Source organism: Bosea vestrisii (assembly GCF_030144325.1).
Classification (GTDB): Bacteria; Pseudomonadota; Alphaproteobacteria; order Rhizobiales; family Beijerinckiaceae; genus Allobosea; species Allobosea vestrisii_A.
Genome location: NZ_CP126307.1, coordinates 3,715,668 through 3,739,568, shown reverse-complemented (window position 1 = coordinate 3,739,568; position 23,901 = coordinate 3,715,668). Strand labels below are relative to the sequence as shown.

Below are 23,901 nucleotides of genomic sequence, written 5' to 3'. Positions count from 1 at the left end.
AGCGACACGAGCGTGGGCATGAGCGAGACCACCGCGCTGCGCCAGCTGATGGGCCGCTGGCTGACCTTGCGGCCCTTCCGCCTGCCGCGCATCCGCATCGGTGGGGCCGGCGGCGCGCTGACCGGCCTCGTGCTGCTGGCGCTCTGCCTCGCCGTACTCGGCTTCTGGTGGCACAACACCACCCATCTGATCGAAAGCGCCCGGCCGGTGGTCAGCCTTGAGCGGCTCGACCTCGCCCTCGCACGCGGCGAGACGGTGACGATCGGCCGGCGCGAACTGCTGCAGCCTCAGCGCTTCGACGCGGCGGAGGCGCGCCACGTCGCCCTCACCCGTCAGCAGGACGGGCGCGTCACCATCCGCAATGTCGCCAATACGCGACGGCTCTGGCTCGACTATCTCAACGGTGCCGGCAGCTTCTCGGCGCGCTGGCGTTTCCAGCCCGGCGACCGCATCGCCGCCGGCGCGCTGGCGATCGCGGTCGACGAGGCCCGGCCGGGCCGACTCGCTTTGACCCTGACCGAGGCCGGACGTCCCGGCGCCCGCAAGCTCACCGTCGACAGCACAGGCCCGCTCTCGACGCTGAAGCTCGACGGCAACACGCTCCCCGTCTGCCAGCCGCGCAGCGGCGCCGACCGCATCCGCGAAATCGTAACCGGGCTGATCGCGACCGATGAGCGCGGCGAGGACCGCATCGTCTCGCTCGGCGGCCGGCTGACCTGCTCGGTCCGCGAGGAGACACATGTCGGGGCCAGCGCCCTGCCCTTCAAGGCACTGACCATCGTCGCGCGCGGCGGCAGCTACTTCCTGGCGCCGGGCGATGCCGTCGACGCGCCGCGCCCGCCCGTGCTGTTCGCGCGCGGCAACCAGCGCATCACCGATTTCACCGACATCGCCTGGGAGCTCGATCCTGACGGCCCGGCACGGCTGAGCCACATGATCATCGGCCGCACGCGCTATGCCGTCGAGATCGGCCAGGAATCGAACGGGCGCCTGCCGCTGCGGTTGACGCCGCTCAGCAAGACCCACCGCTTCGGGCCCGATGATGCCGAAATCCTGCGAGCGGCGGCGACCACTGACAGCGTCCGGCCGGTGGTGACGCCGCCGCGCCAGCCGATGTCGGGCGCCGAGATCGGCAACCCGCTCGCCTCGCTCAACGGCGTCGAGCGTATGGTGCGCCTGCTGCTGACGCTCGGCGTCGCCGTGTTCGGCGTGCTCTCGGCCATGCACCACGCCACCCTGTTCCGGCGCAGCGCCATTCTGGTGCGGCTGGTCGGCGCGCTCGGCGCGACCGCTTTCATCGGCGCGACGACCATGCTCGCGCTGGCGCCCGAGCTGTCGCGGCTGGGCGGGGCGTCGATCTCCTATGAGGCGGCGCTGCACGCCACGATCCTCGCCTATGGCCTCGCCTGCATCGCGATCATGGTCGGGCCGCGCTTCACCACGCCGCTGCGCGTGACCTGGCTCGGCCTCGTCATGCTCTGCTGCCTGGGCAGCCTGACCCTGCTGGCGCTCGGCATCGACGCCGAGAAGACCGACTTCACCATCCATGCCGAGAAGAACAAGCTGCTGTTCTTCGACCTGATCCCGGTCGTCGCGGTGGTGATCGCCTTCCAGCCGCAGCGCTCGATCGCGGCGCTGCCGCGCTCCTTCTTCATGGGCGTCGGCTTCAAGGACCAGTTGCTGCGCGCCGTGCCAGCGATCCTGATCCTCGCGGCCTTCGTCGCCTGGGGCGTGCTCGGCACCGAGACCGGCGTCGCCGGCTTCCAGCCGGTCGAGCTCGGCAAGATCGCGCTCGTCCTGGTGCTGGCGCATATCTTCCTCGGCTTCTCGCGGATCGACTTCTTCTACAATCAGCGCCACTACGTCTCCTGGCTGACCGTCAGCCTCGCGACGGTGCTGGTCTTCATCCTGTTCCTGACCGCGGTGCCGTTCCTGAAGAGCGATTATTCGCCGGCGCTGATCATCATCGTCACCACGGTGGTGCTCGCCTTCGCCTTCCTTTTACCGAGCACGCTGAAGCGCCTGGTCGAGATCATGCGCGTCTTCCTGCGCCGCGCCGATGCGCCCCAGCGCAAGGCCCGCCGTCTCGGCTGGCCGCGTGGCGGCGTGCTGGCGCTGGTGCTCGTCATCCTGCTCGGCATCAATGCGGCGCTGATCTACGCCTTCCCCGGCCTCGTCACCTATGCGATCTCGGGCCAGTGGAGCCTGCCCAAGGAACGCCTCGCCGCCATCGACACGCTCGAAAAGGCGCGCGGCGGCCTCTTCCGCGTCCCGGCCGAGCGGTTGTTGACCTGGTACGACCTCGACCACACGACCAAGCGCACGCAGAGCGCGGCTCAGGACCGCAGCCCGGACGTGATCCATCGCGATCTCGGCTTCCAGCTGCTGCAGTCCAAGGTCGCGCTTGCCGAGATGCCCTGCACGCTGGCGAGACTCGATCTCGGCCTCGACAAGACGCCGGTCGAGGTCCGCCGCGCGCTCGACGAATTGCCGCCATCGCCGGTCTCGCTCTGCGCCATGCTGCCGGGCGCCCGCGTCACGCCGATCGCCGAACGCAAGGGAGAGGAGCAGGACGAGACGGTGAGCCGCTTCACCGTCAGCGACCTCGTCCGGCTGCCGGTGGTGCAGAACGACTTCATCGCCACCTTCCTGATGGTGCGCTTCGGCCTGCCGGCGGGGCTGGCGCTGCTGGCGGCGCAGGTGATCACCGTCTTCGGCCTACTCTCGCTGGCGGTCAGCCTGATGCGCGAGCGTGCCATGGGCTCGGCCCAGGAAGGCGCCAACAAGGGCACGGCGATCATCCTGGTCGGCATCGCCACGATCTTCGCGCTGCACTGGAGCATTTCCTGGGGCAACGCGCTCGGCCTCCTGCCTGTGATGGGCCAACCGATGACCTTCATCGCGGCGGCGACCTCGCATCACATGCTGATGGCGCTGCCTTCGATCGCGATCGCGTTGATAGCGGGGAGACTCGCCGCGATCCGTCAGCTCTCGCCGACCAGCGACCCGCCGCCCTGGGGCCTCTGGCGCGGGCTGACGCGGGCAGGGCTGTGAAGCTTTCGCGCCGTCATTCTCGGCCGAAGCGTAGCGTAAAGCCGAGTATCTCGTAACGATAAGGCGCTGGTCAGCGCCTCATCCGACCTGAGATGCCCAAGTCAGGCCCGAGCATGACGGCTGAGTTGGCTCAGCGCCGCTGGATCTGGATCGCAAGCGCCTTGGGCTCCTCGACCTGGATTGCCGGGAAGGCCGTGATGCCGCCCCGGATCGCCGTCGGGTTGAAGACCACGCGGGTCGCGTTCGATTTTGACGCGACCACGGCCGGACCGGTGCCGCTCTGGAACTTCAGCTTGGCCGGCGCGACCGGATCGAGCGCCAGCCCGCAAATATCCTGGCCGTCGATCAGAACGCTTCCCGCCTCGCCGACATCGACCGAGGCCTCGCTGTAGCGCGGACGCAATTCGTAGATCTGGGCCTCGCAGCTGCTGCCGGCCGGCGCCGACAGGGTCACCAGCTTGGCTAGAGCGGCGCCGGCAAAGACCGTCGGGCCACCCTGAGAAGCAGGGTTGCCGAGGGAGGGCGCGCTCGCACCCTGTTGACGGTTACCCTGTTGACCGGCAGCGGGCTGCGTCGTCTCGCTGGTCCCCGGCTGGGTCAGCGTCGGCGGAGTCTGGTAGGGATCCTCGGTCGCAGTGCCGCGCGTCAGATACCAGCCCGCTCCGGCGGCGCCGGCAAGCAGCACCAGCGCCGAAGCCGCGATCATCGGCAAACGGGACGAGGAGGAGGAGGTCGATGCCGGCTTGTCGCCGAGCACCGAGCGGCGCGAGCGAGGCGCCTGCGGGCTCTTCAGCACATCGGCGATCGAAGGCTCATCTTCGGTAGGCCGCGGCTGCACCACGGTCTGCCCCTGCTGCAGTGCGGGCTGCGACTCAGCGGGTTGCTCGGCGGTCTTGGGCTCGAACGGTCTCAGGGCCATCGAAGACGATCCCGACATAGCCGGCCGTTCCGGCGCCGACGCCACGGCCTGCGGTTCGAAAGACCCGCTGCGCAGGAAGATGTCGATCGGCGCGGCGATGTCGGCGAGGGACGAGACAACCACGATATGGTGCGGCTGGCCACCGAGAATCTTGCCGAGGATCGCGACGGCGCGCTCGGCCTCGTCGCCACGCGGCACCAGCGCCAGCACCGGCGTCGCGCCATGCTCGGCATCGGCGAAGAGATGGCGGCAACGGTCGATCTTGGTGGTGAGATGGTATTCCTGCTGGGTGACGCGCGCCTCGGCGGCCGTATCGGCGACGGAAAGGTCGATCGCGCCGGTGCCCCAGATCACGAGCTTGGCTTCGGCAGCCTTGTGTGTCACCGCCTCGCCATGGGCGAGCGCGCAATGGGCCGCGAGCGTCGGCACCATCCAGCTCTTGCCCTGGTCGATCGCGCCGGAGGCAGCAAGGCGATAGCTGCCACCGTCGGGCAGACCGAGAATCTGGCGCAGGGGCTCACCCGGGCGCAAAAGGTTGCTGTACTGCGTGCTCCAGGGCTCGCAGACCTCGGAGCTCTCGGTCGCCAGCACAACCCGCGAGACCGGCACGCGTGCCGACCAGGCAAGTTTCTTCAGGATGATCGGCTGGTCGGTCGTCGGCACGACGACGAAGACACCGGCGCGCCTGACGTTCTGATCTCCCGCCATCATCTCTCCCGCAGGCCCTGCCGTCCCCAGCGCCAGGCAAAAGCGCCGTTTGTGGCAGCGTTCCCGACGTTACAGCAGATAAACGCCTGCGAGTGGGTTGGCGAGCATCAATCGCAGCAGGTCGCGCTCGGCGTCCTGGCGCGGCAGGTCGATGACAATGTGCTTGTCGACCGGCGCCGGCAGCGGCAGGCGGACCACGCCCTCGATCGAGACGACCTCGATCATGGTCGGGGCCGGGGCGGTCTCCGACAGACACTGGATGACCAGGGCCGGCGGCGCATCGTCCTCCTCGATCACGTCGAGCTCGAAGGAACCGATCCGACGATGGGTCGCGCTGCTGTCATAGGCCGCGGCGGCGAGTTCGCTACGCGCCACGGCCTGGAAGGAGAGCAAGCGGCGATAAAGCCGTGCTGCCTCCGGATCGGTGCGGATGGCGCGTTCGGCGGCAAAGTTGACGGGCTCGCCACGAACGCGGCGGGCATGCGCCCAGAGATCGGCGCGGCTGATGCTCGCGGCAACCGCCTCCTCCGGCTCGGCGCTCGCAAGCGCCGCCAGAACCAGGCGGGCCGTGGCGCGGCCGACGCGGGGGTCGTCTTCGAGCGGACCCTGGTTTTGGAAGTCTGTCATGGCCGTTTCGATCGCCCTTGATAGCGCTGCGAGAAGACGTCGGTGAACCGCGCCTCGTCGCTGGCAGCCTGGGCGACCAGGTCCGCCGTTTCACCGAAGCGCTTCTGTTGCCTGTTGATCCGGTGCAGGGCTGCTGCGACCGTTCTCAGTGCTCCCCCATGCCTTGCGAAGATCAGCGACAGTTTCGCATCGTCGATCCGGAAGCTGGCGCGATCATGGCGCCAGCGCCGCAGCAGCTTCTGGCCCTCGGCCGTCGCCGCATCGCTCTGCGGCCCCTCAATCGCCTCGAGCGCGTTGGCGATCAGCAGCAATTCGTCGAGCCGCTTGCCCAGCGCCGCGAGCCCCGCCGCGATACCGGCATAGTCGAACGCTTCCGGGCTCTGGTCGACTTGGCCACGATTGGAGCCGGCGATGCGGCGGCTCGCCTCGACGAGCCGGTTTTCCCAAGGCGCGACGGCGCGCGAGCGGACTAGCGTCAACGGCTGCTCATGCGCGAGGGGCAAGATGGCGAGTGCTCGGCCGATCGATTCGCGCTCCTCCTTGTTGAGGAATTTCGGCTCGACCGGCAGACGCATCAGCGCGGCGTAGACGCGCTCGCGCACGACGCCGTCCTCATCCTCCTCGTCCTCCGGCTCGTCATCCTCTTCGGGCTCGTCCAGCTCGAGCTCGCCGATCAGCGCCTGCTGATCGAGCCAGGCGATCAATGCCTCCTCGGGGTTTTCCGAAGGCTGGCGTGCCATCAGCGAGTCGATCGAGGCGGGCGCCATGAAATCGCGGCGGCCGACGCTCGAGCGCTCCTCGCGGATGAGCGCGCTGAAACGCTCAGCGAAGCGGGCAAAGCTCCAGGTCTCGCCGTGCAGCAGCGCGAAGCTCCACAGCGAGACGAGATCCTCCGGATCGAACTCGCGCTGTCGCTCGCGCCGCCCGGAGGCGTTGAGGAAGGCCTCGCGCTGGCGGATCAGATCGGCGAAGGCCAGCAAGGGCAGATGCCGCCGGCGCCAGGCCCGCATGAAACGCGCCGGCTCCTGGACCGCGCGCTTCAGCCCGTCCTCGTCGAAGGCCGCCAGGGCGAAGACGGCATCGAGCGCCGTGCGCAACGCCGCGAGGCCGCCCTCCGAACGCTCGTCCGCCTCGGCGGCGAAGAGGAAATCGGCAAGGCCGAGCGCACGCCTGACCCGGCTCCAGGAGAAGGAGCGCGTCTTCGCATCGCCCTTGTCCGCTCCATAACAGAGTACGATCTCGGTCGCCGAGGCTTCGATGGTGGCACCGGCGAAGCTGATGGACACCGGCCCGTCCTGGCGCAGCGGTCGCAAAAGGATGCCGCTCTCGTCGAGCATGCAGCCGATGGCGGCGTCGCGCGCCGGCATGCGCGGATTTGCCGTCAGTGCGCCGAGCGAGAACAGCACCTGGAGCATGTCCCAGAGCGGCAGGTCGGCATTCTCCGAGCCGCTGCCGGTGATCGCCAGAACGAACTTCTCGGTATCCCGCGCGGAAAACCGGCGCGAAGACGCGATCGTGCTGATCTCCGCGACCCGTGCCGGGTCTATCCCCCAATCCATGTTTCAAATATCCGCATCGAACACCGGTTCAGCTGCAGCGAACGGAACCCCACCCATTCCGCTCGCCTCAGGCCGGCACATATTGCTGCCATAATTAAAGTAACAAGCCGCCCGGTCGATGTCGACCGGGCGGCTTTCTTACAGGAACAGGCCGGGGTTTATGGTTACCCACCGGCCCTTTTTATTAGCGGGTGGCGACCTTGCTGACTACCAGACGGTTACCGGAGAAGGTGACCTGACCGTTCAGACCAACCAGTTCCAGCATCAGGCGGAAATTGCGGGTCAGCCGAGCCGAGTCGGCGGAGGTCGAGTAGAAGAAGTCGGCCGAGGTCGAGGTCATCTGCGTGGCGCGGTGGGCGCGGTAGCAACCCCAGCGGACGAACTCGCTCTCGACCCGGTCGACTTCCGTGGCGGTGAAGTCGCGCAGCTGGATCACGAAGTCGGTCGGCAGGTTGTTGCAGCCGTCGCCACCAGCGGCGACCGGAGCCGCACCGGCACCAGCGCCACCGCCGAGAACGATGCCGTCCTTGCCGACAGCAGCCGCACCACCGCTCGGGCGGGCAAAGCCTTCGAGCTTCTGGGCGATCGCGGCGCCGAGATCGGCAGCGAGGACACGCGACTGGGTGCCGACGGTCTCGAGCAGGCACTCGGCGCTGCAAGGATTGGGCAGAGCCGGGAGCTGGAAGCCGCCGACCTCAAAGGCCGCGATGAACTGGCCGGAGCGGACATTGAGCACGCGGCCGGCAATGCGGATCTCGGGAAAACGAATGTCGGCGGCGACGGCGCGGCGCGCCGAAGCGTAGATCTGGTAGACGACCATGGCATCGACCGGGGTCGAGACGGCGCGGGCGATCTCGATCAGCTCGGCGTCGCGGCGGCGGACCCGGGCGGTCTGGGTGATGCCGAGCGCCAGGCTGGTCTCGTCATAGACCTGGAAGCCGCGGGTGTTCAGGTACTCCGAGAGCTGGAGCTGAACCCGGTTGAAGATGCGGTTGTTGCGCGGAACCGTGTCCGGATCGGCATCGTCCGACATCACCAGAAGGTTGATGCGAGAATTCGGCGATTGAGCGTGGGCAACGACTGCGAAGGACATCAGCAGCGCGAAGCCGAGCATGAGACGCTTGAACAAAGCCATGACAGTGCCCCCTGAGGCAAATGGTTGTTTCGGGAAGACGGTAGAAACTCAGCCGGTGATGGCGATGACCTCAACGCGGCGATTGACAGGCGAATACGGACTGCGCGGATTGCGCAGCATGTCAGGGCCGAAGCCGTGGGCGACGAGGCGGCTCGGCGCGATCTCGCCATAGGAGACCAGCCAGTCGCGGACCGCGGCAGCCCGCTCCTGCGACAGCTCGACATTGTAGTCGTAGCCGCCCTCGGCGCTAGTGTGGCCGGCGATCAGGAAGCGCTGGTCGAGCAGGATCGGATCGCGCAGCGCCAATGCAAGCCGCATCAGCGTGGCTTCCGCGCCGCGGCGCAGCGTCGCCGAGTCGTTGTCGAAGAAGACGGTGACCTCGACGCGGCGGGTCAGGTCGATCACGACATCCTGCCCGTAACCACGGGGATGGACCCGGCGCGGCACCGGCGCGACGCGGCGCACCACGACCCTGCCGCCACCACTTGGGCCACCACCCGAGCGGCCTGGCACCCGATCATGCGGTGCCAGCGAACGCAGGATGTTGGTCGCGCCCTGATCAGTCTGCGCCAATGCAGGAACGGCGCTGAGCAGCGGCAGCGAAAGCACGAATCCACCGAGCGCACGGCGGGACATCATCTGCGGAAGCTCGATGTTGTCCTTGCGCTCATCTGCGTTCTTCATAGCCAGACCCCCTGTTTACCCTCTCTTCGCATAGTCCAGTAGCCTCGACAATGCGACGTCCCGGTCGGGTGAAAGCGGGTCGCAGCAGTGGCGTTGCCCGAGCTTTGCCACTGTTTGCCGCATTTTCGCGTCGAGCCGCATTTTTTCCTGAACAGTGAATGAATGCGCGGCCTTCTACGCGCGTGTGTTCAACACAGACACACCGCCTTTGCGCGAGCATTCGCGAAACCGGCTCAAGGATCGCCAAGGGCCTGACAACGTGCCCAGCACACATCCGTTCATGAGGAGACCCACCATGGGCTTCCAGCTCGACCAGACCGTCCGCCTGCGCAGCAGCCGCCTGCGTTTCGCCGTCGCCGCCCTCGCGCTCATCGTCTCGTCCGGTGCGGCTTTCGCCCAGACCGACACCGCTCCCGCGCACCAGCTGGCGCAGGCCAGCGGGGGTAACCCGGATGCGCCGAAGGTCGCCGAGCGGCCGCAGTCGCTGAAGCTGGAATTCTCCTCGCGCACGGTTTCGTTCGGCGTCGCCCAGGCGGCCCGCGAGATCATGACGACGCGCCAGATCCCGTTCGCGCCCGGCAGCTGGGAGGTCACCTCCGATGCCCGCCGCGCCATCACCCAGCTGCGCGACGTCTTCCGCGGCAACGCTCCCAAGGGCGCGCCCTTCGCCATCCTGGTCTCGGGCGGCGACGAGGTGGTCAACTACCGCCGCGCCCGCGCTCTGCGCACCCAGCTGATCGAGATGCAGCTCGAGGACGCCGGCAAGGTGGTGATCGCCGCCCGCGCCGCCGGTGAAGGCCAGGCCAGCGACGACGGCAAGGCGCGCGTCGACTTCGTTCCGCTCGACCCGGCTCGCTGCGGTGGTTGCGGCGACGCTTCCTTCCGCACGCTGGCCCTCGACACCGGCGTCCAGAAGCTGGTGCGCGCCACCGCCGAGGATACGGTTGTCCCGGCCTCGCAGATCGCAGGCAAGGACAGCAAGGACACGGCTGATGTCGCCGCCGCGCCGGTGCGCCAGCAGGCCACCGAGAAGGCGCCGCAGCGCGCCCAGGCACCACGTGTCGTAGCCCAGAGGCCAACGTTCGATCGCCAGGCGGAGCCGCGCTATGACGGCCGCACCGTCTGGGCCGACACCGACGATTACGGCCAGCAGCGCCGCCGCATCAGCCGCAGCGTCACTCGCGGTGGCTGCCAGATGCCGGACATCGTCATCGACGACTACTATCCGGGTGGCCCGCTCGTCGGCTGCGACGGCAGCTACGGCCCGCGCCCGCGCTGGTAAGCAGCGAACTCGACTTCTTGAATTGAAGCGCGCTAGCCGACCCGTTCGGCGAAGCGCGCCTTCAGCTTTAGCAAAGCGAAATCGGCGAAGGCGCGGACCTTAGCGACGGAAAGCCTGCCCTCCGGCGCGACGAGATGAACCGGCAGCAATGCCGGCTCGCAATCCGTCAGCACCAGCTTGAGCCGGCCGCTGCGAACCTCGTCGGCGACCTGGTAGCAGAGCGGGCGCACCAGCCCATGCCCGTCGACCGCGGAAGCGATCGCGGCCTCGACCGAACTCGTCATCAGGCGCGGCTTCACCTTGACCTGACGCGGCCGGCCACCTTCTGAAATCGGTGGGAAGGTCCAGAGTTCGCCAGCCAGCGGATGGATCTGGGCGATGCAGCGATGGACGGCGAGATCGCCGGGCTCCTGCGGCACGCCGTGCCGGGCGAGATAGGACGGCGCGGCGCAGACGATCTGGCGCACGCTGCCGACGCGTAGCGCAATCAGGCTCGAATCCGGCAGATGGGCGATGCGCAAAGCGAGATCGACGCCCTCGTCGAGCAGGCTGACGACGCGGTCGAGCAGCAGCATCCTGACCTGCACCTGCGGCTGCTGGTCGAGGAAGGCGTCGACCAGCGGACGCAGGAGCCGCGTGCCGGCGACGACCGGGGCGGTCAAAGTGAGAAGGCCACGCGGTGCGGCACGCTCACCCGCCGCCTGCAGCTCGGCCTCCTCCAGATCGACGAGCACACGCCGGCAGGCAGCAGCATAGCGCTCCCCGGCTTCGGTGAGACGGATCATCCGCGTGGTGCGGTCGAGCAGCCTCGCCCCAATATGGCCCTCGAGTGCATTGATGGCGCGCGTCACGGCCGGGGCGGAACGCCCGAGCCTGCGTCCCGCGCCAGCCAGGCTGCCCTCGTCGAGCGCGCTGACGAAGACGCGCATCGCTTCCAACCGATCCATCGTCATTCCATTTTCTGGAAGAATAGCTTTCCTTGTATAGCCATTCTACCGAATTCCGTCAGTCCATATGTTGCCCCTACGAAATCGGCCGGCTCGCTGCTGGCCACCGTGAGGAACCTTCCGATGACCCAGGATTCATTCAGCCGCCGCGACGCCTTTGTCGCCCTGTCGGCGACAGCGACCGGCGGAGCCTTCGCCGCGCCGGCACAGGCGCAGCAGAAGGCCCGGCCGACGCATCACCGCACCATCACCATCGATGGCATCGATCTCTTCTACCGCGAGGCCGGGCCGGCCGATGCGCCGGTGCTGCTCTTGCTGCACGGCTTCCCGAGCTCCTCGCGCATGTTCCGCAATCTCATCCCGGCGCTGTCGGATCGTTACCGGGTGATCGCGCCGGATTATCCCGGCTTCGGCCACAGCGCCGTGCCGGACCGGGCGAGCTTCAAGTACGGCTTCGCCCGCTTCGCCGAACTGATCGACAAGTTCCTGACCGAGCTCAGGATCGACCGCTTTGCGCTCTATGTGATGGATTACGGCGCGCCCGTCGGCTTCCGCCTGGCGCTGAAGCGCCCCGGCCAGGTGACGGCGCTGATCGCCCAGAACGGCAACGCCTATGAGGAAGGCTTGCGCGACTTCTGGATCCCGGTGAAGGCCTATTGGGCCGACGACACGCAGGCCGGGCGCGACAAGATGCGCGGTGGGCTGACGCTGGAGGCGACACGCTCGCAATATCTCGACGGCGTTTCCGACAAGAGCCGGGTCGATCCCGACAGCTGGCTGATCGACCAGATGCTGATCGACCGGCCCGGCGTCAGCGAGATCCATCTCGATTTGTTCAAGGACTACCGGACCAATGTCGAGCTCTACCCGCAGTTCCACGCCTTCTTCCGCGAGCGCAAGCCGCCGACGCTGATCGCCTGGGGCAAGAACGACTTCATCTTCCCGCCGGAAGGGGCCCGCGCCTACCTGCGCGACCTGCCCGAAGCCGAGCTCAACCTGATCGACAGCGGCCATTTCGCGCTGGAGGACAAAGGTGAGGAGATCGCGGCGCTCATCCGCGACTTTTTGGGGCGCAAGCTGAAGGCGTGAGCTTGCGTCAAACGATCTGGTTCTGGAGCGCGGCCTCGCCGCGCTCCAGCCGGCCGAGATTGTCGAGCAGGATGTCGACGACATTGCCCTCATAGGCGCGGGTTTCGCCGGCACTGTGCGGCGTCAGCAGCACCTGCGGCATCGCCCAGAGCGGCGACGTAGCCGGCAACGGCTCCTCGTAGACGCAGTCGATGCCGGCGCCAGCGATGCGACCGGTTTCGAGCGCGGCGATCAGCGCGGGTTCGTCGACGACGCGGCCGCGCGCGACATTGATCAGGTTGGCGGACGGCTTCATCGCGGCGAGCGCGGCGGCATCGATCAGTCCTTCGGTCTCCGGCGTCAGCGGGCAGGTCAGCGCGACAAAATCGGCCTGCGCGAGCGCGCCATGCAATTCCGCCGGCGGCACGATCCGCTCGACATTCGGCTCGGAACCCGGCCGGCGGCGCACGCCGATCACGCGCATGCCGAAGGCCGAGACGATCGCCGCGAGCCGCAGGCCGATGCGGCCGAGCCCGACGATCACCAGCGTACGGCCGCCGAGCTCGTCCTCGCGGCGGGTGCGGTCGCCGATCATCGGCCGCCAGACGCGCCTGGCCTGGTTGTCGCGGGCGAGATGGAGCTGGCGCGCCAGCGCCAGGATCAGCGAGGTCGCATGCTCGGCGACCGCGCGTTCATTGCTGCCCTGGGCGCTGGCAAGCCGGATGCCGGCCTCGGCCAGCCTCGGCTTGTCGAACTGGTCGGTGCCGGCGCTGATCGACTGGATGAAGCGCAGCTTGCTCAAGCCCTCCAGCATCTCGTTGCGCCAGAGGCCGGAGACGACCAGCACATCGGCCTCATGGGCGCGGGCCTTGAGGTCCTCGACCGTGCGGACCTCGAAGCTCGTCGCCCCGCCGTTACGCGCCAGATATTCGTCGCGCAACTGATAAGCCGCATGGCCGAAGCCGATGGTCAGGGTGGACTGCTTCGGCCATGGCTGCATGTGTCTGGTCTCCGGATCGCTGGAATCACCTGACGATAGCGGTGGGGCGTCGCTTCGTCCCGCACTCGTCCGCACGTGCCGGCTGCGGCAGCCGCGCAGCGGGATTCAAGCCGATGCGAGCGCCTGCGCCAATCGCGCCCAGGCCGCCTCGTCCCCTGGCAAGCCGAAGCGCAGGCGCGAGGGATCGTGCTGGAAGCGGCGGACATAGCTTCCGGCCCGGCCGAGCGACTCGAACAAGAACGGCGCCTGCGGCGTCTCCAACAGACGATAGAGCACCGTGCCACCGACGACCCGGCCATGCGGGGCCAGGAGGGCGTCGAGCCGCCTGCTGTCGGCGGCGCGGGCGTCAGCCGCCGTCGAGAGCCAAGCCGCATCGCCGAGCGCAACAGCCCCGACATGCAGCGCCGGGCCGGCTACGGCCCAGGGGCCGAGCATCGCCTGGAGTGCATCGGTAAAGCGCGCTTCACCGACCGCGAAGCCGAGCCTCAGGCCCGCCAGCCCATAGGCCTTGCCGAAGGAGCGCAATACCAATGCGTTATCCGGCAGGGTCGGCAGCAGACTCATCTCAGGCGCGAAGTCGGCAAAGGCCTCGTCGACCACCAGCAGGCCGCCGCGCGCGGCAAGCACCCCGGCCAGCTCGACCAGCGTCTGTTGCGCGAAAATGCGCCCATCTGGATTGTTCGGATTGACCAGCACGACGACATTGGCGTCGCCGGTTTCGGCGAGATCGGCAATCTCGCGCACTTCGGCGCCCGCCTTGCGCCAGGCCGGGGCGTGCTCGCCATAGGTCGGCCCGAGCACGGCGACGCGCGCCGCCGGCACCAGACGTGGCAGCAATTCGATCAGGACCTGCGTGCCGGGCGCCGCGACAACACCGCTTTCCGCCCTAACGCGGTAGGCCTTGCGGGCTGCCGCGAGCAGCGCGGCCTCCTCAGCCTTGCCCGGCAGACGCTGCCACAGGCTTAACGGCAGCTCCGGAAGCGGGTAGGGGATCGGGTTGATACCGGTCGAGAGATCGATCCAGGGTTCGGGCGCCTGCGGAAACAGCGCCTTGGCCGTGGCGAGATCGCCGCCATGCCAGATCGCTTCCTTCATCGCCCCGGCCGCCATGTCGCTCTCCGAAAGCCTGCCGCTGCTCTTCGCCGCCCTCCTGATCGAGGCGGCGATCGGCTATCCGGCGCGCCTGTTCGCATGGATCGGCCATCCCGTCACCTGGATCGGCGCGCTGATCGCGTGGCTCGACCGGAGCTTGAACCGCGAGGCGGCGAGCTTCGCGATGCGGCGGCTGGCCGGCATCGCGGCGTTATCGATCCTGCTCGGCGTGACGCTGGCCGCCGCATTGGCCCTCGTTGCGCTCTGCGGCCTTGCCGGCGCATTCGCCCTCTTGCCGCTGGCGCTGCTGGCCTCGACGCTGCTGGCGCAGCGCAGCCTGCATGACCATGTCGCTGCTGTAGCCGCAGGGCTGGAGCAAGGCGGGCTCGCCGGTGGACGCAAGGCCGTCGCGATGATCGTCGGCCGCGACCCGGAGAGCCTTGACGAAGCCGGCGTCGCCCGCGCCGCAATCGAGAGCCTGGCCGAGAACTTTTCCGACGGGATCGTCGCCCCGGCCTTCTGGCTCGGCGCAGGCGGCCTGCCGGGCGGCGCGCTCTACAAGGCGATCAACACCGCCGATTCGATGATCGGCCATAGATCATCGCGGCATCTCGCCTTCGGCTGGGCGGCGGCGCGGCTCGACGATCTCGTCAACCTGCCGGCCTCGCGCCTGACTGCTTTGCTGGTGATCGCCGCCGCGACGTTCGACCGTGAGGCCAATGCCGGCGCCGCCTGGCGCGCCGTGCGCCGCGATGCCGGTCGCCACCGCTCGCCCAATGCCGGCTGGCCGGAGGCTGCGATGGCCGGTGCGCTCGGGCTTCGGCTCGCCGGCCCGCGCGTCTATGGCGCGGTCAGGGTCGAGGACGGCTGGATGAGCGATGGCAGAGCGGAGGCTACGGCGGCCGATATCCGGCGGGCACTGGGCCTCTACCGGCGCGCCTGCCTGCTGCTCTGGGGGCTGGCGGCAGCCGGAAGCCTGGCTGCGCTCGCCCTCTAGAACTCGATCCCCTGCTGCGCCTTCACGCCGGCGGCGAAATGGTGCTTCACCAGCGTCATCTCGGTAACGAGGTCGGCCGCCTCGATCAGTTCCGGCTTGGCGTTGCGGCCGGTGACGACGATGTGCAGATCAGGGCGGCGGGCCTGCAGCGCCGCCACGACCTCGGCGAGCGGCAGATAGTCGTAGCGCAGGGCGATGTTGAGCTCGTCGAGCACCACCAGCCGGATGCTGCCGTCCGCCATCAACTCCTTCGCCTTGTCGAAGGCGCGGGTCGCGGCGGCGATATCGCGGGCCTTGTCCTGCGTCTCCCAGGTGAAGCCCTCGCCCATCGAATGCCAGGAGATCTGGTCGCCGAAGGCCTCCAGCGCCTTGCGCTCGCCGGTCGACCAGGCCCCCTTGATGAACTGCACGACGCCGATGCGCCAGCCATGGCCGAGCGCGCGCAGGATCAGGCCGAAGGCGGCGGTCGACTTGCCCTTGCCAGGGCCGGTGTTGACGATCAGCAAGCCCTTTTCCAGCGTCTTGCCGGCGACCTCGGCGTCCTGCACCGCCTTGCGCTTTGCCATCTTCGCCTTGTGGCGGGCGGCGTCCTCGGTCTCATCCGTCATCACGTCGCTCTTTTATTTCACCTGCATCGGCAATCCGGCGACCATGAAGACCACGCGCCCCGCCTGCGCCGCAAGCCGCTGATGCAGCCGGCCGGCCTCGTCGCGGAAGCGGCGGGCGAGCGCATTGTCGGGCACGATGCCGAGGCCGACCTCGTTGGAGACCAGCACCACCGGCCCCTCCGCCTCGCGGCAGGCGGCAATGAGTTCGCCGGTCGCGATCGCGATGTCGCGCTCGGCGAGCAGGAGATTGGTCAGCCAGAGCGTCAGGCAGTCGACGAGGATGGGCGGCCCGGACCGAGCATTGCGGATCGCCTCGGGCAGCGCGACCGGCGCATCGACCGTCTGCCAGTCGCGGGAGCGGCGGGCGCGATGCTCGGCGATTCGGGCGCGCATCTCGTCATCATAGGCTTGGGCCGTGGCGATATAGGTCCAGGGGCCCGGCAGCGCCTCGATCAGCGCCTCGGCATGGCGGCTCTTGCCGGAACGGGCACCGCCGAGGACGAGGGTGAGCGGTGGAAGGGTCATGGTGCAGTCTCCGCGTCATGCGTCGGCTTGCGCCGCGCTCCGCCGGGAATGACGGGGATTGCATTGCACAGTGCCCGCCGGATGGCTAATGATCGTTGCTGACGGTGCCTCGGCAACGAGGTGAAAAGGGAACGCGGTGAAGGACCGCGGCTGCCCCCGCAACTGTAAGCGGCGAGTTCCGCGCCATCGGCCACTGGTTTTCAACCGGGAAGGCGGCGCAGGACATCAAGCCGTGAGCCAGGAGACCTGCCGTCATCCGATGTCGTCCAGCAGGCTGCCGGTGGGGTGGCCAGGAGTGAGCCAATGAACACCGCAACCGTCACCAGCCAGACAAGCGCTTCGGAACGGGCGAAAGCCGTCGCCGCCGCGCTGATCCTCGGCTTCGTGCTGATCTACACCGTCGGCTTCGCCGCCTCGTCCAATATCCACAACGCGGCGCACGACACCCGTCACGGCCTCGCCTTCCCCTGCCATTGAGGGAAAGCACATGGTCACGCGTGTTCTCACGGTCAGCATCCTGGCCGGGTTCTTGGCTGGACTGCTGATCTCGGCGCTCCAGCACGTCACCACCACCCCGCTGATCCTCAAGGCCGAGACCTATGAGGCGGCGCTGCGCTCGCAGGGCGCACCGATGCAGGCCGCCTTCACTGGCGACGCCCGCATCATTCTCGCCCATAACGACCCGAAAGCCGGCGCGGAACACACCGGCGAGCACGAATGGAAGCCGCAGGATGGCTTGCAGCGCACCGCCTTCACCAGCCTGGTGACGATCGCGACCGCGATCGGCTTTGCCGCGCTGCTGCTCGCCGGAATGATCGCCGCGAACGAGCCGATCGACCAGCGCCGGACGTTGGCCTGGGCCATCTGCGGCTTCCTTGCCTTCGGGCTCGCTCCGGCGATGGGACTAGCGCCTGAGCTGCCGGGCTCCGCCGCGGCGGAGCTCCACCAGCGCCAGCTCTGGTGGCTGCTGACGGCCGTGGTCACCGCCGGCGCGCTCTTCGTCTTCCTGCGCGTCGAGGCCTCCTGGGCCCGGGCGCTCGCCGTGCTGGCGCTGCTGCTGCCGCATCTGATCGGTGCGCCGCATCCGGCCGCACCGGAAAGCAAGGTGCCGGCCGAGATCGCCGCCCATTTCGCCGCGCTCTCGCTCGCCATCCAGGCCGCGCTCTGGCTCGCCACCGGTTTTGCCGTCGGCGTGCTCTGGCCCTGGCTTGCGCGCCGCAGCGCCGCGACAGCGGCGGCCTGACGCCTCGCACGGCTCTCTAGGAAGCCGCGTCCGCCAAGGAGGCGTTCTGATGCTCGAAGGCGATCTCGCCCTCGCGACGGAAGCCCGGCAAGAGCCGGGCTGCACGATCCATGTCTGCACCGTCTGCCGGCGCCAGCGCGAGGACCTGCCGGAAGGCTATGACCAGCCCGGCATCGCGCTCGCGGCGGCGCTCTCCGAACGCATGGCCGGCAGCGGCATCGCCGTCGTGCCGGTCGAGTGCCTGGCTGTCTGCAAGCGGCCCTGCACGATCGCGCTCGCGGCCGACGGCAAATGGACCTATCTGATCGGCGATCTCGACGCCGGTCTTCATCTCGACGAGATCGTCGGCGCGGCGGAAAGCTTTGCCGCCAGCGCCAACGGCATCGTTCCCTGGAAGGAAAGACCCGTCTCGTTCCGCAAGGGCGTGGTCGCGCGCGTGCCCCCTCTGCCGCGCCAGCAAGGATCAGATCAATGAACGCTCCGCAGAACCCCGCGCTCGGCAAGGTGCCGTGCACGATCATCACCGGCTTCCTCGGCGCCGGTAAGACCACGCTCGTTCGCCATCTGCTCGAGAACGCCGGCGGCAAGCGCCTCGCCGTGCTGGTCAACGAGTTCGGCGATCTCGGCTTCGACGGCTCGTTCATCGCCGGCTGCGGCATCGAAGGCTGCACGCAGGACGACATCGTCGAACTGCCGAATGGCTGCATCTGCTGCACCGTCGCCGATGATTTCGTGCCGGCGCTGGAGAAGCTTTTGAACCGGCCGAATCCGCCGCAGCACATCCTGATCGAGACCTCGGGCCTTGCGCTGCCGAAGCCGCTGGTCAAGGCCTTCAACTGGCCGGCGATCCGCAGCAGAGTCACCGTCGACGGCGTCATCGCCGTGGTCGACGGACCGGCGGTGGCCGAGGGCCAGTTCGCCGACGATCCCGAAGCGCTGAAGGCGCAGGCGGCGCAGGACCAGGCCGTCGACCACGACAATCCGCTGGAGGAGGTGTTCGAGGACCAGATCCTCTGTGCCGACCTGATCCTGCTCAACAAGAGCGATATCCTCGACGCGGCCGGGCGCGAGCGGGTCAAGGCCGAGATCGCCCAGCATCTGCCCAAGGCGATCAAGGTGGTCGAGACCATCAATGGCAAGGTCGAGCCAGCGCTGATCATCGGCCTTGGGGCCGCGGCCGAGGCCGATCTCGCAGGACGCCCCTCGCACCACGGCGAGGGCGAAGACCACGACCATGACGATTTCGACAGCGTCGCGCTGCCGCTGCCGCAGGCAGGCTCGCCGGAAGAGCTCGTCGCCCGCGTCGCCAAGGCGGCCGAAGCCGAGGGTGTGCTGCGCCTCAAGGGTTTTGCCGGCATCCCCGGCAAGCCGATGCGGCTCGTGGTGCAGGGCGTCGGCCGGCGTGTCGGCCATCACTACGACCGCGCCTGGGGCGCCGACGAGGCCCGCGACGGCCGGCTCGTGGTGATCGGCCTCAAGGGCTTCGACCGCGCCGCCGTGGAGGCTGCGCTGGCAGGCTGATGCGATGCACCTTCTCCCGACCAGCGAGGTGAGGCTCGACGACGGCGAAGACGCCGTCGACCTCGCTCTGCCGCCAGGAGACCTCGTCGTCCTTTCCTTCAGCGACAGCGACCTCTCGGCCCTGGCGGCGGCCTATTCGTCATGGTCGGGCCTGTCCCGACCATCCACGTCTTCGTCAGGCGAGCGGTTGCCGACGCAGGCGCCTCCCTTCCCCCTCGTGGGGAAGGGTATGGGGATGGGGGCGTTCAGCTTGGCGAGCGCTCGCCCGGTCGGTCGCCCCCTACCCCTACCCCTCCCCACGAGGGGGAGGGGTTCCCGCGCCACAAGGCCGGGCACGACGGTGAAGGCTTTGCGCTTCGCCTCGTGCCGCTCCGGCGCTTCAGGCACCCACTCTCGATCGACCTGCTGATCGAGAAGACGCTTGCCGGCTCGCGCTTCGTATTGCTGCGCTGCCTCGGCGGGCTCGACTATCTCCGCTACGGAGTCGAGCAGATCGCCAGCGCCTGCCGGCAGCACGGCGTGGCGCTGGTGGTACTGCCCGGCGACGACCGCGAGGATGAGCGGCTCGCCGGCTATGGTACGATGCCGCCCGCGTTCGCGGCTGACCTGCTCGGCTATTTCCATGCGGGTGGCGGTGCGCAGAACATGCGGCGGCTGCTCCGGCGGGTGGGCGGTTATCTTGCAGCGCTGCCCTCATCCGACCCGGCTTCGCCTGGCCACCTTCTCTCCCGAGGGGAGAAGGGTGAGCTAGCGAAAGGCGAAGCGGCCGCCTCCGTCTCCTTCTCCCCTCGGGGGAGAAGGTCCCGGCAGGGGGATGAGGGTCAGCGCGATCTCGTCCCTGTCCTACTCCCCACACTCTTCGCCCTCGGAACGAACGCTACACCTGTGCCCTGGCGCGAGGCGCTCGCCGCCCTGCCGGTAGACGCACCGCTCGTCCCGATCCTCGTCTACCGCTCCGGCGTCGCCGCCGGCGACACGGCGATGGTCGAGGCGATCGCGGCGGCCCTTGCCGGGCGTGGCCTCGCTCCCCTGCCGCTCGCGCTGACCAGTCTCAAGGACGAAAGCGTCGCCAGCGAGCTCGCCGCCCTGATTGCGACACGCAAGCCAGCGCTGATCGTCACCACCACCGCCTTCTCGGCTCGCGATGGCGACGGCTTCGTGCTCGATGCGGCCAACTGCCCGATCCTGCAGGCCGTGCCCGTCGGCAGCGCCCGCGAAGCCTGGGCGGAATCGCCGCGCGGGCTATCGGCCGCTGACCTTGCCATGCAAGCGGCTCTGCCGGAGTTCGACGGCCGACTCGGCGCGATCCCTGTCGCTTTCAAGGACGAGATCGCCGATCCGGCAACGGGCCTGGGGCTGCGGCGATTGACGCCCGATGTAGACGGTATCGCCGCGCTCGCCGATCTTGCCGCGAACTGGGTCGCGCTCGGCCGCAAGGCACGGGCCGAGCGCCGGCTTGCGCTGGTGATGTCGGACTATCCGGCCCGCGGCGGCCGCGCCGGCTTCGCCGTCGGCCTCGACACGCCGGCGAGCGCGCTGGCGATCCGGGAGTTGCTGGACGAGGCGGGCTATGATGTCGGTCCCGCTGCATCTGACAACGCCAAGCCAAGCGGCGCGGGCGTCATGCAGGCCCTCATCGACGGTCCCGCCAACTTCGCCGTCCCGGTCGCCAGCTACCGCGCCTGGCTCGCCGCCATCCCGGCTGACGCGCGCGAAACCCTGCTCGCGAGCCACGGCCAACCCGAAGCCGACCCCGCCTGCGACGGCGAGTTCTTCCACTTCCGGCTCGTGCGCTTCGGCAAGCTCGCCATCGCCCTGCAGCCGCCGCGCGACGCCTCGCCCGATCGCAAGGCGCGCTATCACGATCCCGACGCGCCGCCGGGCCATGCCTATCTCGCCTTCTATCTCGGCCTGCGCGAGGTGCTGCGCACCGATGCGCTGATCCATCTCGGCACGCATGGCACGACCGAATGGCTGCCCGGCAAGGCGGTGGCGCTCTCGGCTGCCTGCTGGCCGCGGCTCGCGATCGGCGCTCTGCCACTGATCTACCCCTATGTCGTCGACGACCCCGGCGAGGCCGCGCCGGCCAAGCGCCGGCTCTCGGCCCTGACGCTCGGCCATCTGCCGCCGCCGCTGGCGAGCCATGACGCCGCCGGCGAGGCGGCGCTGCTACGCGATCTCGTGGAGGAGTATTCGCAGGCGCAGGTGCTCGATCCGCGCCGGGCCGAACTGGTCGCACGCGAGATTCTCGAGCGGGCACAGGCGAGCGGCCTCGCCGCAGCCAGCGGCGTCACGCCCGATCAGGACATGTCGAGCGCGCTCGCCGCGCTCGACGCCCATCTCTGCGACCTCGCCGAGACCGCTTTTCGCGACGGGCTGCATGTCTTCGGCTCCTCCGAGGCCGACCCAGCCTCCGCCGAGAACGAGCGCCGCAACCTGCTGAAGGCGCTCGATGCCGGCTTCGTGCCGCCCGGCCCGGCCGGCGCGCCGCATCGCGGCCGGCCCGACGTGCTGCCGAGCGGGCGCAATCTCTCGACACTCGATCCGCGCGCCTTGCCGACCCGCTCGGCCGCCAAGCTCGGTGCCAGGGCGGCCGAGGCCGTCATCGCTAGGCATCTCCAGGACGAGGGCGACTATCCACGCCGGATTGTGATGGACCTCTGGGCCTCGCCGACGCTGCGCTCGGGCGGCGAGGACATCGCCCACGCCCTGCACCTGATGGGGGTCGAACCGCTTTGGGATCATGGCTCGACCCGCGTCACGGGCTTCTCGGTCATCCCGCAGGCCAAGCTCGCCGCGCCACGCGCCGACGTCACCATCCGCATCTCCGGCGCCTTCCGCGACACCTTTCCGGCGCAGATCGCACTGCTCGATTCAGCCGCGCGCGCCGTCGCCGCGCTCGACGAACCGGACGAGTGGAACGAGCCGGCGGCCGCCCACCGCCGCGGCGAGACAGGCGCCCGCATCTTCGGCGCCGCACCCGGGCGCTATGGCGCTGCCATGGCCGACCGAGCGCTCGATGGCGACTGGCAGGCGCGCGCCGAGCTCGGCGACGCCTATCTTGCCGCCACCAGCCATGCCTATGGCGGGCCGGACGGTGCTGCGTTGCCCGATGAAAGCTTCGCCGTCCGCGTCGCCGAGGCTCAGGCCTTCGTCCATGTCAGCGACACGGCCGGGCGCGACATCCTCGAAGCGACCAGCGCCGCCGATGTGATCGGCGGCTTCGTTGCGGCGGTGCAGGCTGAAGGCGGCAAGGCGGCGCTCTACAGCCTCGATACCTCCGACCCCGAAAAGCCGAGGGCTCGCACGCTGGCCGAGGACGTCTCGCGCATCGTCCATGGCCGGCTCTGCCATCCCCAATGGATCGCGAGCCATCTCGCCCATGGCTGGCGCGGCGCGGCTGAGCTGGCGGAGGCGATCGATGCGCTCTTCGTCTATGCGGCTGCTACAGATGCCGTCTCGGACGGCCTGTTCGACGCTGTCTTCCAGGCCTATTGCGGCGATCCAGCCATCTGGCAGGCGCTGGAAAAGGTGAATGCGCCGGCCGCCGCCTCGATCCGCTCCCGCCTCGCCGGGGCGCAGAAACGCGGGCTCTGGAAGAGCCGATCCAACTCGGCGGCGATGCTCTCCGGAAAGGAGGCTGCCGAATGAGCGCCCCGGCCCGCGAGACGATGCGGCGCGGCTGGTGCCCGGGCACCTTGCGACCGATGCTGACCGGCGACGGTTTGCTCGTGCGCCTGCATCCGCCGCGCAATGCGCTGACGCCTGACCAGCTCGTTCATATCGCCGAACTCGCCAGTCGCCACGGCAACGGCCAGATCGAGATATCCGGCCGCGGCAATCTGCAGCTGCGCGGCATCCGCGAGGAGGCGCATCCGGCGCTGGTCGATGATCTGCTGGCGGCAGGCCTCGTCGATGAGGCCGATGGCGACGGTCCGAACCGGCTCACGCTCGCCTCGCCGCTTGCCGGCCGGGCGGCGGACGAGCTGATCGACACCAACGCACTGGCTGCGGCTGTCGAGCATTCAGGGCGCAGAGTCGCCGGCCTGCCGGCAAAATTCTCGATCGCCGTGGATGGCGGCGGGGCTCTGGCGCTCGATGGCTTCGCTAGCGATCTCAGACTGCGCGCCGTCGCGGCAGAGATGGTCGCATTCGGGTTGCCAGGCGACCTCTGGTTCGGACCGGTTGCGCCGGATGGGGTGCCGGCGCTCACGGCGCGGTTGCTCGGCAGCTTTGTCGCTGCGAGCTGTCGAAGCTCCGACCGAATCCGCCGGATGAGCGATCTCGATCCGGATGAGTTGGCCACCCTGGCCGCTTCGTGCGGGCTGATGCCGACGACGGCGCCGATAGCTCGGCCAAAAGCCGTTCCCGTCGGCCGCATTGCCGAACGGGATAGCCGGTTCGCCGTGCTGGCCGGATTGCCCTTCGGCCGGACGGATGCGGACGGCTTGCACCGGCTTGGCGCACTCGGCCGCGATGCCGGCGTTCGCGAGATCAGATTGTCGCCCTGGCGCGGCCTCGCCTTCTGCGGCCTCCCGGCTGACACGGCGAACACTCTATACGACACGCTTCGAAGCGAGGGCCTCGTCGTCGAGCTGGACGACCCGCGCCTTTCGGTCTCGGCCTGCGCCGGTGCCCCGGCCTGCGCACGCGGCGAGGCGCCGGCGCAGGCCGATGCCGCTGTACTGGCGGGCACGCTTGCGCCGCTGTTGACGGGTGGGCTTTCGCTGCACGTTTCCGGCTGCACCAAGTCCTGCGCGCATTCCGGCAGTGCCGGTCTCACGCTGGTCGGCCGCGACGGGCGCTACGACGTGATCGTCGCGGGCGGCGCCCGTGATGCTGCCATCGCCCATCTTTCGCTGGGAGAACTTGTGCGCCGCCTCGAACCGGGTCAGGACATCCGCGCGCGCCTGGAAGTGGCGCGCCACTAGA

The 23,901-nt window shown here is 68.9% G+C and carries 20 protein-coding genes and 1 riboswitch; of the genes, 10 read left to right on the top strand and 10 right to left on the bottom strand.

What is annotated here, in order from left to right:
- Window positions 1-18 precede the first annotated feature (18 nt).
- On the top strand, window positions 19-3,054 hold the full coding sequence (locus QO058_RS18490; protein WP_284167733.1) for a hypothetical protein: 3,036 nt from the start codon (window positions 19-21) through the stop codon (window positions 3,052-3,054).
- 130 nt (window positions 3,055-3,184) lie between these two features.
- Here QO058_RS18490 and QO058_RS18485 read toward each other — a convergent pair whose 3' ends face one another.
- The 5 genes from QO058_RS18485 to QO058_RS18465 all read right to left on the bottom strand — a co-directional run bounded on the left by QO058_RS18485 (window position 3,185) and on the right by QO058_RS18465 (window position 8,686).
- A complete protein-coding gene (locus QO058_RS18485) occupies window positions 3,185-4,681 on the bottom strand; it encodes a hypothetical protein (RefSeq protein ID WP_284167732.1) in 1,497 nt (498 codons plus the stop codon).
- A 69-nt stretch (window positions 4,682-4,750) separates the two neighbouring features.
- A complete protein-coding gene (locus tag QO058_RS18480; protein WP_284167731.1) occupies window positions 4,751-5,308 on the bottom strand; it encodes a hypothetical protein in 558 nt (185 codons plus the stop codon).
- Window positions 5,305-6,867, bottom strand: coding sequence for a hypothetical protein (locus QO058_RS18475; protein WP_284167730.1), 1,563 nt, complete (start codon window positions 6,865-6,867; stop codon window positions 5,305-5,307). Before QO058_RS18475 ends, QO058_RS18480 begins: the two co-directional genes overlap by 4 nt.
- Window positions 6,868-7,051: 184 nt before the next feature.
- Entirely contained in the window at window positions 7,052-8,002 is a 951-nt protein-coding gene (locus tag QO058_RS18470) for a hypothetical protein (protein WP_284167729.1), read from the bottom strand.
- 48 nt (window positions 8,003-8,050) lie between these two features.
- On the bottom strand, window positions 8,051-8,686 hold the full coding sequence (locus QO058_RS18465; RefSeq protein WP_284167728.1) for an OmpA family protein: 636 nt from the start codon (window positions 8,684-8,686) through the stop codon (window positions 8,051-8,053).
- A 295-nt stretch (window positions 8,687-8,981) separates the two neighbouring features.
- On the opposite strand from QO058_RS18465, the gene QO058_RS18460 reads away from it, so the two are divergent.
- Complete coding sequence (locus tag QO058_RS18460; protein WP_284167727.1) at window positions 8,982-9,968, top strand: hypothetical protein; 987 nt, start codon at window positions 8,982-8,984, stop codon at window positions 9,966-9,968.
- Window positions 9,969-10,000: 32 nt separating this feature from the next.
- Here QO058_RS18460 and QO058_RS18455 read toward each other — a convergent pair whose 3' ends face one another.
- Complete coding sequence (locus QO058_RS18455) at window positions 10,001-10,915, bottom strand: LysR family transcriptional regulator (protein WP_284167726.1); 915 nt, start codon at window positions 10,913-10,915, stop codon at window positions 10,001-10,003.
- 123 nt (window positions 10,916-11,038) lie between these two features.
- Between QO058_RS18455 and QO058_RS18450 the strand changes: the two genes are divergently transcribed.
- Window positions 11,039-12,004: an alpha/beta fold hydrolase gene (locus tag QO058_RS18450; RefSeq protein WP_284167725.1), complete on the top strand. Its 966-nt coding sequence runs from the start codon at window positions 11,039-11,041 to the stop codon at window positions 12,002-12,004.
- A 7-nt stretch (window positions 12,005-12,011) separates the two neighbouring features.
- On the opposite strand, the gene QO058_RS18445 is transcribed toward QO058_RS18450, so the two are convergent.
- Window positions 12,012-12,983, bottom strand: coding sequence for a D-2-hydroxyacid dehydrogenase (locus tag QO058_RS18445; RefSeq protein WP_284167724.1), 972 nt, complete (start codon window positions 12,981-12,983; stop codon window positions 12,012-12,014).
- Between the two features lie 105 nt (window positions 12,984-13,088).
- Complete coding sequence (cobD, locus tag QO058_RS18440; protein ID WP_284167723.1) at window positions 13,089-14,093, bottom strand: threonine-phosphate decarboxylase CobD; 1,005 nt, start codon at window positions 14,091-14,093, stop codon at window positions 13,089-13,091.
- Here cobD and cbiB point away from each other — a divergent pair.
- Window positions 14,092-15,072 (top strand): adenosylcobinamide-phosphate synthase CbiB, encoded by a 981-nt coding sequence (gene cbiB / locus QO058_RS18435; RefSeq protein WP_284167722.1) that lies wholly within the window; start codon window positions 14,092-14,094, stop codon window positions 15,070-15,072. The genes cobD and cbiB overlap by 2 nt on opposite strands.
- On the opposite strand, the gene cobO is transcribed toward cbiB, so the two are convergent.
- Both cobO and cobU read right to left on the bottom strand, forming a co-directional pair.
- Complete coding sequence (gene cobO, locus QO058_RS18430) at window positions 15,069-15,680, bottom strand: cob(I)yrinic acid a,c-diamide adenosyltransferase (protein ID WP_284167721.1); 612 nt, start codon at window positions 15,678-15,680, stop codon at window positions 15,069-15,071. The genes cbiB and cobO overlap by 4 nt on opposite strands.
- Window positions 15,681-15,692: 12 nt before the next feature.
- Complete coding sequence (cobU, locus tag QO058_RS18425) at window positions 15,693-16,205, bottom strand: bifunctional adenosylcobinamide kinase/adenosylcobinamide-phosphate guanylyltransferase (RefSeq protein ID WP_284167720.1); 513 nt, start codon at window positions 16,203-16,205, stop codon at window positions 15,693-15,695.
- An 86-nt stretch (window positions 16,206-16,291) separates the two neighbouring features.
- Window positions 16,292-16,473, top strand: a riboswitch (cobalamin riboswitch).
- 35 nt (window positions 16,474-16,508) lie between these two features.
- On the opposite strand from cobU, the gene QO058_RS18420 reads away from it, so the two are divergent.
- From QO058_RS18420 to cobG, 6 genes are all read left to right on the top strand, one after another.
- A complete protein-coding gene (locus QO058_RS18420; RefSeq protein WP_284167719.1) occupies window positions 16,509-16,682 on the top strand; it encodes a CbtB domain-containing protein in 174 nt (57 codons plus the stop codon).
- A 10-nt stretch (window positions 16,683-16,692) separates the two neighbouring features.
- Window positions 16,693-17,448, top strand: coding sequence for a CbtA family protein (locus QO058_RS18415; RefSeq protein ID WP_284167718.1), 756 nt, complete (start codon window positions 16,693-16,695; stop codon window positions 17,446-17,448).
- A gap of 49 nt (window positions 17,449-17,497) precedes the next feature.
- Window positions 17,498-17,923, top strand: coding sequence for a DUF1636 domain-containing protein (locus QO058_RS18410; protein ID WP_284167717.1), 426 nt, complete (start codon window positions 17,498-17,500; stop codon window positions 17,921-17,923).
- Window positions 17,920-18,969 (top strand): cobalamin biosynthesis protein CobW, encoded by a 1,050-nt coding sequence (cobW, locus tag QO058_RS18405; protein ID WP_284167716.1) that lies wholly within the window; start codon window positions 17,920-17,922, stop codon window positions 18,967-18,969. Before QO058_RS18410 ends, cobW begins: the two co-directional genes overlap by 4 nt.
- 363 nt (window positions 18,970-19,332) lie before the next feature.
- Window positions 19,333-22,620, top strand: a complete 3,288-nt coding sequence (gene cobN / locus QO058_RS18400) for a cobaltochelatase subunit CobN (RefSeq protein ID WP_432211952.1) — start codon at window positions 19,333-19,335, stop codon at window positions 22,618-22,620.
- Window positions 22,617-23,900: a precorrin-3B synthase gene (cobG, locus tag QO058_RS18395; protein ID WP_284167714.1), complete on the top strand. Its 1,284-nt coding sequence runs from the start codon at window positions 22,617-22,619 to the stop codon at window positions 23,898-23,900. Before cobN ends, cobG begins: the two co-directional genes overlap by 4 nt.
- Window position 23,901 lies beyond the last annotated feature (1 nt).